At 71.5% G+C, this 13,440-nt stretch carries 10 protein-coding genes and 1 pseudogene; 7 read left to right on the top strand and 4 right to left on the bottom strand.

Annotation, left to right across the window (positions count from 1 at the left end):
• Positions 1-8: 8 nt before the first annotated feature.
• Together ACIA5C_RS32540 and ACIA5C_RS32535 are read left to right on the top strand one after the other, a co-directional pair.
• Positions 9-470 (top strand): annotated as a pseudogene (locus ACIA5C_RS32540) (helix-turn-helix domain-containing protein); the annotation flags it as partial.
• A complete protein-coding gene (locus tag ACIA5C_RS32535) occupies positions 467-1,285 on the top strand; it encodes a hypothetical protein (RefSeq protein ID WP_396061811.1) in 819 nt (272 codons plus the stop codon). The pseudogene ACIA5C_RS32540 and the gene ACIA5C_RS32535, both read left to right, overlap by 4 nt.
• A gap of 50 nt (positions 1,286-1,335) precedes the next feature.
• On the opposite strand, the gene ACIA5C_RS32530 is transcribed toward ACIA5C_RS32535, so the two are convergent.
• Together ACIA5C_RS32530 and ACIA5C_RS32525 are read right to left on the bottom strand one after the other, a co-directional pair.
• The gene (locus tag ACIA5C_RS32530) at positions 1,336-2,475 is read right to left on the bottom strand and encodes an MFS transporter (protein ID WP_396061809.1); all 1,140 of its coding nucleotides are present in this window, start codon (positions 2,473-2,475) and stop codon (positions 1,336-1,338) included.
• Between the two features lie 4 nt (positions 2,476-2,479).
• The gene (locus tag ACIA5C_RS32525) at positions 2,480-2,716 is read right to left on the bottom strand and encodes a hypothetical protein (RefSeq protein ID WP_396061807.1); all 237 of its coding nucleotides are present in this window, start codon (positions 2,714-2,716) and stop codon (positions 2,480-2,482) included.
• Between the two features lie 733 nt (positions 2,717-3,449).
• On the opposite strand from ACIA5C_RS32525, the gene ACIA5C_RS32520 reads away from it, so the two are divergent.
• Positions 3,450-4,307, top strand: coding sequence for a helix-turn-helix domain-containing protein (locus ACIA5C_RS32520; protein ID WP_396061805.1), 858 nt, complete (start codon positions 3,450-3,452; stop codon positions 4,305-4,307).
• A gap of 4 nt (positions 4,308-4,311) precedes the next feature.
• Here ACIA5C_RS32520 and ACIA5C_RS32515 read toward each other — a convergent pair whose 3' ends face one another.
• Positions 4,312-5,271 (bottom strand): helix-turn-helix domain-containing protein, encoded by a 960-nt coding sequence (locus ACIA5C_RS32515; RefSeq protein ID WP_396061803.1) that lies wholly within the window; start codon positions 5,269-5,271, stop codon positions 4,312-4,314.
• 96 nt (positions 5,272-5,367) lie between these two features.
• Between ACIA5C_RS32515 and ACIA5C_RS32510 the strand changes: the two genes are divergently transcribed.
• The 3 genes from ACIA5C_RS32510 to ACIA5C_RS32500 all read left to right on the top strand — a co-directional run bounded on the left by ACIA5C_RS32510 (position 5,368) and on the right by ACIA5C_RS32500 (position 11,507).
• The gene (locus ACIA5C_RS32510; RefSeq protein WP_396061801.1) at positions 5,368-9,543 is read left to right on the top strand and encodes a carboxypeptidase regulatory-like domain-containing protein; all 4,176 of its coding nucleotides are present in this window, start codon (positions 5,368-5,370) and stop codon (positions 9,541-9,543) included.
• 149 nt (positions 9,544-9,692) lie between these two features.
• A complete protein-coding gene (locus ACIA5C_RS32505; RefSeq protein WP_396061799.1) occupies positions 9,693-10,694 on the top strand; it encodes an alpha/beta fold hydrolase in 1,002 nt (333 codons plus the stop codon).
• A 48-nt stretch (positions 10,695-10,742) separates the two neighbouring features.
• Positions 10,743-11,507, top strand: a complete 765-nt coding sequence (locus ACIA5C_RS32500; RefSeq protein WP_396061797.1) for a methyltransferase family protein — start codon at positions 10,743-10,745, stop codon at positions 11,505-11,507.
• Here the strand turns inward: ACIA5C_RS32500 and ACIA5C_RS32495 are convergent.
• Positions 11,497-12,732, bottom strand: a complete 1,236-nt coding sequence (locus ACIA5C_RS32495; protein ID WP_396061795.1) for a beta-ketoacyl-[acyl-carrier-protein] synthase family protein — start codon at positions 12,730-12,732, stop codon at positions 11,497-11,499. The genes ACIA5C_RS32500 and ACIA5C_RS32495 overlap by 11 nt on opposite strands.
• A 29-nt stretch (positions 12,733-12,761) precedes the next feature.
• Here ACIA5C_RS32495 and ACIA5C_RS32490 point away from each other — a divergent pair, with 29 nt between their 5' ends.
• Positions 12,762-13,352, top strand: a complete 591-nt coding sequence (locus tag ACIA5C_RS32490; protein ID WP_396061793.1) for a TetR/AcrR family transcriptional regulator C-terminal domain-containing protein — start codon at positions 12,762-12,764, stop codon at positions 13,350-13,352.
• Positions 13,353-13,440: the final 88 nt, after the last annotated feature.

The following is a 13,440-nucleotide window of genomic DNA, read 5'->3' as shown; positions in this document are numbered from 1 at the left end:
GCGACCGGGCGCTCACCACGGGCGCGCTGGCCGCGGAACTGACCGACGTGCCGCCGGCCACGCTCTACCGGCACGTCGCCCGGCTCGTCGACGCCGGGGTCCTGCAGGTCGTCCACCAGGAGTCGGTGCGGGGCGCGGTCGAGCGGACGTACGTGCTGCGTGCCGCCGCCGCGCTGATCACCGCCGACCAGGTCGCGGTCATGAGCGTCGACGACATGCGGCAGGCGTTCCTGGCGTTCGTCGCCGGTCTGCTCGACGACGTCGACCGCTACCTGGCCCGCGACGACGTCGACCCGATCCGCGACCGGGCGACCTTCCGGCTGGGTGCCCTGTGCCTCGACGACGACGAGTTCGCCACCCTGCTGGCCGACGTCATGCGCGTGCTCGGGCCGGCCGCCGCCAACCCGCCCCGAGCCGGCCGCAAACGCCGGATCCTGGCCACCGTGCTGCTACCCGGAGATGAGACATGATCGCGACGAAGCTGCTCGACCTGCTGCGGGACGGCCGCTGGGCCGACATTCGGGAGATGTTCGCGCCCAACCTGCGCACCCTGGTGACGCCCGAGGCGCTGCGGGCGGCCTGGGAGTCCGAGATCAGCCGGCACGGCGCGGTCATCGACGTGGGGGCCCCGGTCAGCGAGCCGGCCGGGGCGAACGACATGACGCTCGTACGGGTGCCGGTGACCTTCGAACGCGGCGCGGTGACCGTCCTCGCCGCGGTCGCCGGCGACACCTGGCTGACCAGCCTGCAGATCGCCGCCGCCGACGCCACGCAGCCGATGCAGCCGTGGCAGCCGCCCTCGTACGCCGACCCGGCCGCGCTCCGGGAAGAAGAAGTGACCCGCGGGTCGCGGCCGCCGAACCGGCGGTCGCCGGGCTCGTCGTCCTGGCCGGCGGCGCGCAGCCGCTGCAGTGGTCCGCGGTCCGTCAGATGCGCTACCTGGCATCGCTCGACCCGGCCACGGCCGCCGCCTCCGGGCAGATCCTCGACGCGGTCACGAGGCAGGCGGAAAACGTGGACAGGCCCAGGCTGTCCGCCGCCACCCCGGCTTCCGAACTCCCGTTCGGTGTGCCCGTCCTACTGGCTCGACCTGCGGACCTACGACCCGGCGGCCGAGGCCGCGAGGCTCGACCGGCCGATGCTCATCCTGCAGGGCGGCCGCGACTACCAGGTGACGGTTGCCGACGACCTGGCCCGCTGGCAGGCCGCGCTCGCCGGCCGCGCCGACGTCACGTTCCGCGTCCACGACGCCGACGACCATCTGTTCCACCCCGGCCGGATATGAACCGGCGCAGCACGTGGACCCGGCGGTGGTCGCCGACATCGCCGGCTGGATCACCGGTTGACGGCGGCCGCCGTGCGCCTCCGGAGGGCGAGCGCGGCCGCCGCCCCGAGCAGGGCCACGACGCCGGCGAACGTGAACGCCGGCACGGCCGACGAGTCGGCCCGCGGATACAACGGCAGCCAGATCAGTGGCGCGACCGCGCCGCCCGCGAAGCGGAACGCCGACACGACCGAGACCGCGCCGCCCCGGTTGCCCGGCACCTCCGTCGCGGCCAGGCTCTGCACGGCCACGGTGGCGAGGGCCAGCAGACCACCGGCCACCGTCCAGGTCGCGGTCAGCGCGATCACCGAGCCGGTCCACGGCACCAGCGCCACGAACACGCCGCACCCGGCCAGCCCGGCCGCGGCGGCGAGCGGGGGTCCGATGCGGCCGCTGACCACACCCCAGTAGGGCGCCAGCAGGATCGCGGCCACCCCGAAACCGACCAGGATCAGCCCGAGGACGGTGCTGGAAACCGCGAGGCGGCGCTCGGCGTAGAGCGAGACCAGGAACGGCAGGCCTGCTCCCGCGGCGTAGGTGGCGAAGCCGGCCGCGGAGATGACCGCCATCCGACGGGTGATCAGCGGCCGGAAGCGCGGCGCGTCGGCCTTCGGCCGAGCTTCGCCGGGCGGTGGGACGAGGGCGAGCGCGGCCGCGACGAGCGCCGGGAGGACGTACGCCCAACGCCAGCCGACCGGAAGCGAAAGCGCCCCGACCAGCGGGGCCAGCGACTGGCCGGCGGCCTGGCTGGCGGCGAAGACACCGAGCGTGCGGGAGAGCAGCACCGGACCGGCGGCCTCGGCCAGCCCGGCGACGAGCAGGGGAGTGGTGAACGCGTTCGCGACCCCTTGCAGAATCCGCCCGGTGAAGAACAGCGCGGCCCCCGGAGCAACCGCACACAGCACGCCGGCCACGGCGTACGTCAGAAAGGCGGCGCGCGTCGTGCGCCGCCGCCCCCACCGCTCGCCGAGCGTCCCCGACACGAGCTGAACCACCGCGAACGGCACGAAGTACGTGGTGATCGCCCACCCGGCGGCACCGAGCGACAGGTGCAGGGACTGCGCCAGCTGCGGCAGCATGGGCGCGGCGACACCACCCCCGAACGGGCCGAGCAGCCCCCCGACATGCAACGCCGCCCGCCGGATCTCCACAAACTCAATCCTGCCCCGGCGCCCCGGCATAATGCGCGACGGCCAGCAGCAGCCCGAGCGCCCCGGCAAACGCCCCGCCGCCGGTGAGAATCGCCCCGGGCACGTTGTTCCCGGCCGCATGCGACAGCAGCCCGGCGACACCGCTCACGGCCAGCGAGACGACGAACAGAAGTACGATCGATGGCCGCCGCCGGAGGCGTGCGGGCTCCTCGGTGGGCAGGCGCGGCGCGCTGTTGACCATGGGTATCACCTCGAGCGGTCCAGTTCAGACCGAGCATGTATTCACGTCGCGTGAATATCCAGCGTTATTCACGGGCTGTCAAAAGATCTTATGCGACAAGGAAAGCAACGAGGCTGCTCGTTGCTAGCATGCAGGGTGTCCGGTTCGCTGAGTTCCGAGTGGGAACCATGCGAAGGTGCACATTCGATCCGCTTGAATACGCCGAGGTAATGTAATGATGCAAAGCTCAGGGCCGGTCTCCAGCGAGAATGATTTACGGGCGCCCCTACGCGCGATTGCTGCCGCCTGCACCACGGGAACCTGTCCGACCGTATACATCAGTGGCCGCCAGACGCTCGTGGTGCAAGGCTACGCCGTGTCAGCGGAACAGGCCGGTGTCGCTCTGCCTGCGGGTGAGCTTCTGGTCGAGATTCCGGTAGGCCTTCTGGCCGAGGCTCTACGGAACCTTGACTGAGTCGTCCGCTCCGCCCGGTCCGAGTCAGCGCGGATGCGGTGAACGCGTGGCCTGGATCGGCGCCGCGTTCGCCGCTTGGTCGAATTGCTCCGGCCAGAGTTTTCTCGCGTACGCCAATTCATCGCCGACATAGAATATTCGTGTATTACCTGGTCACGGAAGTTCTCTGTTGTTACGCTCGACGCGTCACGATGCGATTCCGCGGCGCATGGCGGGGTCCTTGATACGCCGCGGGACCGGTGTCCATGCAGCAAGTGTGAATGTCATGAGGTGCAGCCGATGACGGGGACCGACGAACCGGTCGGGACGGCTCTGGCGCGGATGCGGCGGGCGCGCATGCTGACCGGTGCTGCGCTTGCCGCCCGAGTCGGCATGAGCCAGCCCAAGATTTCTCGCATCGAGCGCGGCAAGGGCACCGTCGATCCGGCGGATGTCCGGAAACTGGCCCGCGCGCTCGGCGCCTCCCGGGACGAGACGAGAAGGCTGGTGGAGCGGGCCGAGCTTTCCTATGAACGACTGACCGATTGGCGGCCCGGCTCAGCCAGCCTCGCGTCCCGGCAAACCACGGTCGGTGACTGGGAGCGCGCGGCTGAGGTCATCCGGGAGTTCCAACCCGTCGCGGTTCCCGGCCTCCTTCAGTCGAGCGGCTATGCGGAAGCGGTCCTCAACGGCATCCAGCAGCTGATCATGGACGACCCCGAGCCGACGCCGGTCGTCCTCGCCGCTGTTGCCGAACGCGTTCGCCGGCAGCAACTTCTTGGGGACAGGAGGAAGTCTTTCCGCTTCGTCGTAACCGAGAGCGCGCTAAGGAACGAAGTCTGCGATCCGGCAGAAATGCTGGCGCAGATGGGCCGCCTCCGTGAGGCCACCGCGCGTCCCAACGTGGACATCGGCGTCATCCCGGACGGGGTACCGCTGGCTCTCGCACCGATGCACGGATTCATGGTGGTAGACGACTCCTTGCTCATTGTCGACGTCTTCAACACCGGCCTTCTGAGTCGGAGCCGCACGGACATCGCGAGTTACCGCCGGATCTTCGACATCTTTGCGGGGCAGGCCGGCCCACCGGAGTCGTTACTCGACAAGTACGAGAGCTATTACATCGACCGGCTGAGAGCGCGGCGCCCCGCGCTATAGCGCCTCAGACCCAGCCTCGGCGTACGGCTTCCATGCCGGCCTGGAAGCGGGTCTGGGCGCCCACCCGGCGCATGATTTCGTGCAGGTGGCGTTGGACGGTGCGGATGCTCCAGCCGAACGTGCGGGCGATCACCTCGTCGGTTGCGCCCGTTGCCAGCAGGCCCAGCAGCTGGCGGTCGGTCTCGTCGATCGTGGCGTCGTTCCGGTCGGTTCGGTTGAGGGGCATGGCCCGGTCCCACGTCGCCTCGAACAGGCCGCCGGCCAGGTCGAGCAAGGATGACGGGTGCAGGACGTAGGCTAGGCCGCGTTCGAAGTCGGCCGGTGAGCTGATGATGGCCTCGGTGCGGTCGCTGATCACGAGTTTGACCGGCACGCCGGCGCCGACCCGGGCCCGTTCGCCGCGGCGGATGCCGTCCCAGACGTTTTCCAGACGGCCGGGCAGCGCCACCGACTGCTGGTCGTAGACGACGCGGTAGCCGACCCGGCCCTGTTGCAGCGACCGGCGTTCCTCCAGGTTGGGCCCGTCGTCGCCGTGTTCGCCCGGCGGCACGAAGTAGGGCGGCTTGTCGAAGGCGCGCACCTCGTGGCGGGCCGCCCGCTGGATGCGTACGAACGCCTGGTAGATGCGGGTCGCACCTTCGACAACCTCCAGCCGTTCGTCCGGTCCGCTGCGGAACGACTCCTCCAACCCGTTCAGGTACTGCTGGAGCTGACCGAGCTCGTATTCACGCTTGGCGATCAGCACCGAGCCGGCCAGCGAGGGCGCGAGTGCGGTGTAGCGGGCGGGCCGTCCCGGCGTCCTGGTGACCAGCCCGCGTCCGATCAGGTCGGTGAGGGCCCGGATGATCCGGGCCGGCTTGAGCAGGGTACGGCGGTGCAGGACGTCCACTGTCGACATGGCCTGCGGGATCAGCGCTTCGTAGACCTGTGCCTCGGTCGCCGGTATCCCCACTGTCTCCCACATCGAACACTCTCCATGTCATGTTCATGACAGGTGTCGGGAACACCCATCGATCAGAATCTTGTCCTGAGTGACACGAATATGACAGCGTCCGTTCGCATGATCTATCGATCGAAGGGCACGCGGCGCGGCCGCGCGGGCGCGGCGGTGGCCGCTGCCGCCGCGCTGGTCGCCGGCGTCCTCGCCGGGGCCACCCCCGCCCAGGCGGCGCCGACGCGCTACACGCCCGCACCCTGCAACTCGCTCACCGCACGTCAGGTGGCCGCCGACGTGCCCTACGCCCGCTGCTTCGCGGTCAGCCCGACCGACCCGTCGACCGGTAAGAAGGCGGCCGCCCGCGCCGCCGCGGCCGGGCCGCCCGACTACGCGCTGACCCCGTCCGACATCCAGAACGCGTACCGGCTGCCGGATGCCGGAGCCGGGATGACCGTGGCCATCGTGGACGCGTTCGGCTACGACAACGCCGAGTCCGACCTGGCGGTGTTCCGCTCGTTCTACGGCCTGTCGGCGTGCACCTCGGCCGACGGCTGCTTCACCAAGATCGACGAGCGGGGTGGCACCGACTACCCGGACCAGGACGGCGGCTGGTCGATCGAGACCGCGCTCGACCTCGACGCCGTCTCGTCGGCCTGCCCCCAGTGCAAGATCCTGCTGGTGCAGGCCGACAGCAACGACGCGGTCGACCTCGCACAGGCGGTCGGTACGGCCGCCGGCCGGAAGCCCGCGGCCATCTCCAACTCGTACGGCGTGGACGGCGAGTTCCCGGGCGAGCAGACCCTCGACACGTACTACGACCACCCGGGGATCGCGGTCACCGTGTCGACCGGCGACACCGGCAACGTGCAGTCGTACCCGGCGACCAGCCCGGTGGTGACCGCGGTCGGCGGCACCGAGCTGATCAAGGACGATTCGGCCCGCGGCTGGAACGAGGTCGCCTGGGACTCGGGCGGCTCCGGCTGCTCGGTCTACGAGCCGGCGCCGGACTTCCAGCGGAGCCTGAAGTCGGGCTGCGACAGCCGGGTCACCGCCGACATCTCGGCCGACGCGGCGACCCCGCTCGGCGTCTACAACACGCTCGGCCAGACCGGCTGGGCCCCGTGGGGCGGCACCTCGCTCGCCTCGCCCCTGACCGCGGCGATGTACGCGCTGGCCGGCGCGCCCACTCCCGGTACCTACCCGTCGACCTACCCCTACCTGAACGCCGGCTCGCTCTACGACGTCACGCAGGGCGCGAACAGCGACTGCGGCAACGTCCTCTGCCAGGCCGGCCCGGGCTGGGACGGCCCGACCGGACTCGGGACCCCGGTCGGGCTGTCCGCCCTCACGCTGGGCGACTCCGGCGCGGTCGATGGCAAGGTCACCAGCGGGGGCAGCGGGCTCGGCGGAGCAGCCGTGGTCGCGACCGGTGCCAAGGGTGACAGGTTCACCGCCACCACCGGCAGTGATGGCACCTACGACCTGCGCGCCCCGGTCGGCAGCTACGACCTCACGGTGTCCAAGTTCGGCTACCGCACGGGTCAGGCCACCGGTGTCACGATCGCCAAGGGCACCCCGGCCACCCAGAACTTCGACCTGCAGGCGCTGCCGACCCGCACGATCTCCGGGCACGTCACCGACGGCTCGGGCCACGGCTGGCCGATGCGGTCCAAGATCACCGTCGACGGGTACCCGGGCGGCGCGATCTATTCGGACGCGTTCACCGGGCACTACTCGGTGTCGTTGCCGATCGACCAGACCTACGAACTGCACGTCGCCTCGGCCGACCTGCCGGGCTACGTCGGGCAGGACCTCAGCGTGCCGCTGAGCGCCGACACCCGGCGCGACATCGCGCTGGCCGCCGACACCACCGCGTGCGACGCACCCGGCTACGCCTTCCAGGAGGAGGGCCGCACCCAGGCGTTCACCGGCTGGACCGGCGCCACGCCCAAGGACGGCTGGACCGTCACCGACGCGGCCGGCAACGGCCAGACCTGGCGCTTCGAGGACATGGGCGGCTACGGACCGCCGCCCGGTGGGGACGCCGACTTCGCCGACGTCGACTCCGACAAGTACGGCGAGGGCGGCAAGCAGGACACGTCGCTCGTCTCCCCGGTCGTCGACCTGAGCGGCCGCACCGACCCGGAGATCGGCTTCGACAGCACCTACATCGGGTTCCCCGACCAGACCGGCTACGTCGACCTCAGCCTGGACGGCGGCACCACCTGGTCGACCGTGCGGAGCCTGGACGGCGGCGTGGTCCAGCACCTCGACATCAAGATCCCGCAGGCCGCCGGGCACGACCAGGCGCGGGTGCGGTTCCGCTTCGTCGGCGACTGGGGCCGGCGCTGGGAGATCGACAACGTGGTCGTCGGCGCCCGCTACTGCGGCGCCCAGCCGGGCGGCCTGGTCGCCGGGCACGTCACCGACGCCAACACCGGCGGCAACCTCAGCGGCGCCACGGTCGCGGCCGACGACGACCCGGCCACGCTCGGGGCGACCGACGCCGACGGCTACTACTGGCTCTACAGCAGCCACCTCGGCAAGACCGCGTTCACCGTCACCGACGGCCGCTACGCCGCCGGCCACCCGACCGTGAACGTGCCCGCCGACTCGGTGCGCGAGGCCGACGTGGCCCTCGACGCCGGGCACGTGACCGTCTCCCCGTCCGCGCTCACGGCCAAGATGACCCTGGGCGCCTCGACCTCGCAGACGGTCACGTTCGGCAACGACGGCAAGGTGCCGCTCCACGTGCACCTGGGCGAGTCGGACGCCGGCGCCACCCCGGCCGTGGGCAAGGGCGCCCCGGCGATGCGGGTCAAGTCGTCGACCAGCATCGCGTCGATGCCTTCCGGAAAGGCCGCGTCTCCGGAGATGACCGCCCAGCCGAGCATCTCCCCGTGGACCGACATCGCCGGCTACGCACTGCCGGTGATGGACAACACGACGGCCGCCCACAACGGCACCGTCTACGTCGCGGGCGGCAACGACGGCGTGAACAAGCTGCAGGTCGCCGGCTACTACGACGCCGCGGCCGGCGGCTGGCACCGGCTGCCCGACCTGCCGGAGGCGCTCAGCGCGGCCGCGGGCGCCTTCATCGACGACACGTTCTACGTCGTCGGGGGCTGGAACGAGCAGGGTGACACCTCGGTCCGCGCGTACGCCCTCAAGGACGGAGCCACCGCCTGGCGCAAGGTGGCCGATCTCCCGTCCGGCGTCGCCGCCGCGGGAACCGCGGTGGTCGCCGGCAAGCTCTATGTGGTCGGCGGCTGCACCACCGGCGCCTGCCTGCCGGTCTCGGCCGGCGCCTACTCCTACGACCCGGGCGCCGACAAGTGGACCCGCGAACCCGACTATCCGGCCGCGGTCGGCTACCTCGCCTGCGGCTCGGCCGCCTCCGCGGTCATCTGCGCCGGTGGCAACTCCGGCGGCGGGTCACTCACCAGGACGTACGCGTACGTCCCCGGCAGCGGCTCGTGGAAGGCCCGGGCCGACCTGCCGGCCGACACGTGGGGTGCCGCGGCGGCCTCGGCGAACGGCCGGTTCGAGGTCATCGGCGGTGCCGTCGGCGGCGGCTCGGCGATCACCAACCAGGGCTGGGAGTACGACCCGGCCACCGACTCGTGGGCGGCCCTGCCGAACGCGAACAACGCCACCTACCGGGGCGGCGCGGCGTGCGGCATCTTCCAGGTCGGCGGCTCGACCGGCGGCTTCAACCCGACGTCGGCGGCGGCGCTGCTGCCCGGCTACGGCGACTGCGGCGGCGACGTGCCGTGGCTGTCGGAGAGCGCGACCGACCTGACGGTGGCACCGGGCGGGACGGTCAAGGTGCGGGTCGGCATCGACTCGTCCCAGGTCTCGCAGCCGGGCGTCTACGCGGGCCTGGTCACGGTGAGCACGGACACGCCGTACCCGACGGCCGCGCCGGTCTCGGTCTCGATGACCGCCACGCCGCCCGCGGCGTGGGGCAAGATCGAGGGCACGGTCGCGTCGGCCGGCAAGCCCCTCGCCGGAGCGACGGTCGCGGTCTGCACGATGTACGACACCAGGACCGGCGCCTGCGGCCCGACCACGTTCACGCTGAAGACGGACGCGGACGGGCACTACCAGCTGTGGCTCAACAAGGGCTACAACCCGCTGGAGGTGATCGCGGCCAAGGACGGCTACACGCCGCTCGTGAAGATCGTGAAGATCCAGAAGGGCGAGACCGTGACCACGGACTTCGCGCTCGCGGGTAACGCCTCCTTCTCGACCGCCAAGGTCAACCAGTACCTGGCCGGCGCGTTGAAGAAGCGCTGACCTTCCCTCCGGTCCGGCACGGGCCAGTTCTGCCCCTTGCGGGCCCGTGCCGGGCCACCCCTTTTTCTCCCGAGCCGCGGTCCGCGGCGTGGCGGGACGGCGAGGCCCGGCCGGTAGGTTTGTCGAATGGGCGAGCACAAGGCGCGGGATTGACCGGCCAGCGGATCGCCACGACGCCGTCCGGGATCGCGTACGCGGTGAGCGGGTCCGGGCCGCCGCTGGTCTACGTGTCGGGGTGGCTGAGCCACCTGGAGATGAGCTGGGCGCTACCGGCCGAGCGGTCCTTCTACGAGGCGCTCGCCGACGGGCGCACGCTGATCCGGTACGACAAGCCGGGCTGCGGGCTGTCGGTGGGCGCGCCCGGGCCGCACACGATGGCCCGCGAGTTGGCGGCCCTGCGCGACGTCGTCGTCGCGGCCGGGCTGGAGCGGTTCGACCTGATGGGCATCTCGCTCGGCGCCGCGGTGGCGGCCGCGTGGGCGGCGTCGGCACCGGTGAGCCGCCTGATCCTCTACGGCGGCTGGGCGCACGGGCCGAGCGTCGCCGAACCGCCGATCCAGCATCACGTGCTCGGGCTGGTCCGGGAGCACTGGGGGCTCGCCTCCGACCTGCTGGCCGGCATTTTCACGCCCGATGCCGACGCGCCGACCAGGGCCGCGTTCGCCCTCTATCAGCAGGAGTCGGCGAGTGCGGAGACGGCTTGCGCGATGCTGGCACTCGCGTACGAAATAGACATCGAACATCTGCTGCCGCGCATCGCGGCACCCACGCTGGTGTTGCACCGGGATCGCGATCGGGCCGTTCCGCTCGCCGAGGGCCGGCGCCTCGCCGACGGCATTCCGGGAGCCACGTGGTCGGTGATCCCCGGCCGTTCGCACCTGCCGTACATCGGCGACCGCGAATCGCTGACCCGGCCGATCCGGCGCTTTCTCGGACTGTCCGCGCGGCATCGCGGTGCCGCACCGACGCTGACCGCGCGGCAGCGTGAGGTGGCCGCGCTGATCGCCCAGGGGTGCACCAACCGCGAGATCGCCGCGCGGCTCGGCATCGCCGAGAAGTCGGCCGAGGCGCACGTCGAGCGCATCCGTTATCGAATGGATTTCCGGTCGCGGTCGCAGATCGCCGCCTGGTACGTGGCGTCCGCAGGCTGAGGTATTTTCCCGCCTGTTTCCCGGGCCGCGGCTCGTCACGATGGGCTCATGAGGCTCCTACTGCTCGGGTATTCCGCCCTGGCCTACACCGCATTTCTTCTGAGCACGGCCTGGGCGTTCCTGTTCCTGGCCGGTCATGGCATCGACGGCCCGGCGACAAATGATGCCTGGCGGTCGCTGGCGATCGACGGGGCGCTGCTGCTCGCCTTCGCGCTGCACCACTCGGTGATGGCCCGCGCCGGCCTCAAACGGTTTCTGCCGAAACTGGCCGAGCGCAGCACGTACGTGCTGGTCGCCAGCCTGTTGCTGATGGCGATCTTCCAGTGGTGGCAGCCGGTCCCGGCGTCGGTCTGGCACACCGGCCGCCCCTGGTCGCTGCTGATCTGGACGATCTACGGGCTCGGCTGGCTCATCCTCGTCGGCTCGACCTACATGATCGACCACGCCGACTTCTTCGGCCTCAAACGGGCCTGGCGCCACGCACGCCGGGAGGCCTACTCGCCGCCGGCGTTCCGCGAGCGTTTCTTGTACGCGTGGTTGCGTCACCCGATGATGCTCGGCCTGATCATCACGTTCTGGGCGACGCCGAAAATGAGCGCGGGGCACCTGTTCTTCGCCGTGAGCTCGACGGCGTACATCGCGGTGGGGATCCGCTTCGAGGAGCGCGACCTGCGCACCGAGCTGGGCCCGGCCTACGACGACTACGCGGCCCGGGTGCCGGCCATGCTGCCGCTCAAGCGCCGCCCGGTCCCGACTGCGGAACGGCCGGCGCTTCGGAGGGGGAGCGCCGGCCGTCGCCGGGTCAGGCGGTGAAGATCAGTGAGACGTTCTGGCCGCCGAAGCCGAACGAGTTGCAGACGGCGGCCCGCAGGTCGTGCTTGCGGGGTTCGCCCGCGACCACGTCGAGCGTGACCTCGGGTGCCTTCTGCTCGAGGTTGAGCGTGGGCGGGATGACGCCGTTGGCCACCGTGAGCACGGTCAGGATGCTCTCGACCGCGCCCGCCGCGCCGACCAGGTGGCCGATGCTCGACTTGGGAGCGGTCAGGATGACGTTCTCGCCGAGCGCCTTCTGGATCGCCACGGCCTCGCCGACGTCGCCGACCACGGTCGAGGTGGCGTGGCAGTTGACGTGGTCGATGTCGCCCGGGGTGAGGCCGGCGTCGGCGACCGCCCGCTGGATCGCCCGGATCTGGCCCGCGCCGGACGGGTCGGGCCCGGTGATGTGGTAGGCGTCCGACGTCACCGCGAAGCCGGCCACCCGCCCGAGCACCCGGGCACCGCGGGCGGCGGCGAAACCGGCCCGCTCCAGCACGAGGATCCCCGCGCCCTCGCCGAGCACGAACCCGTCCCGGTCGACGTCGAACGGCCGGGACGCCCGCTCCGGGTCGTCGTTGCGTTTGGAGAGCGTGCGGGCCTGGGCGAACCCGGCCACCGTCAGCGGTGCGATGGCCGCCTCGGCGCCGCCCGCCACCACCACGTCGGCCTCGCCGGCGCGGATCAGCCGGACCGCCATGCTGATCGCCTCGGCGCCCGAGGCACACGCCGAGACCGTGGTGTAGACGCCGGCCTTCGCGCCCAGCTCGAGGCTGACCCAGGCGGCCGGCCCGTTGGGCATCATCATGGGCACGACCAGCGGCGACACCCGGCCGGGGCCGCGTTCCTCGATCACGTCGTCCTGGTCGAGCAGGGTGTTGAGGCCGCCGATGCCGGTGCCGACGACGGCGGCCAGGCGTTCGGGGTCGACCTCGGGGGATCCGGCGTCGGCCCACGCCTGCTTGGCCGCGACCACGGCGGCCTGCTCGGCGCGGTCCATGCGCCGGGCCTGCACCCGGGTCAGCTGCGTCTCGGGGTCGACCGCCATCGGTGCGCCGATCAGGGTCGGCAGATCGGCGGCGTGCGCGAACCCGGCGAGCCGATCGTCGATGCGGCGCACCCCCGAGCGTCCGGCGAGCACGCCCTGCCACAGCGACTCGACGTCCGGGCCGAGCGGGGTGATCGCACCCATGCCGGTGATGACGATGTCTTCGTAGCTTGTCACCCAGTCTTTGTATCGCATACAAATATGTCGTGTCCACCGATGAGCCGGCCCGCGCCCGCGGGCGCCGCACCCGCGCCCGCATCCTCGACCAGGCAGCGGAACTGTTCGCCGGCCAGGACTACGCCGCGGTGAGTGTGGCCGAGATCGCCCGTTCGGCCGGCGCCCACCCGCATCAGGTCACCTACTATTTCGGTTCCAAGGACGCATTGTTCGTCCAGGCGGCGTTCCTCCTTCTCCTGCGCGAAGCCCGCGACCTCGAACCGATCGGCCTCCGGCAGCGCACGCCGGCCGCCTTCCGCGAGGCGGTCGCCCGCACCACGCTCACGCTGCCCGCGCTGCCGGTCGTCGTCCGCGCGATGTCGATCAGTCGCCTCCGGCCTGAGCTGCAGAAACTCGCCCAGCACCGCCTCGCGATCCTGTTCCGGCAGGCCGAGCACTACCTGGCCGGCGTGCTCGAGCGCCACGACTGGACCCTCGACCGGCCGATCGAGGTCGAGGTCCGCACGTTCTGGAGCGCGGTGCTGGGCGCCCGCCTGATCTCCGAGTCGGGCTACGGCGGCCACCCCTCGGACATCGACGTGGCGGGCGTCCTGACGGTCCACTCCAAAGCAGCCGCCTGAGCCCGCTACGGTTCCGGGTCTCTGCTCAGGCGCCCGACCCGGCCTGAGTCCTCGCCCCTGCCGGGCCAGGAGGCGACCGCTGACCGGG

Origin of the sequence: Actinoplanes sp. NPDC051343 (genome assembly GCF_044455125.1) — a bacterium.
Lineage (GTDB): Bacteria > Actinomycetota > Actinomycetes > Mycobacteriales > Micromonosporaceae > Actinoplanes.
This window is presented reverse-complemented; position numbering and strand designations above follow the sequence as displayed.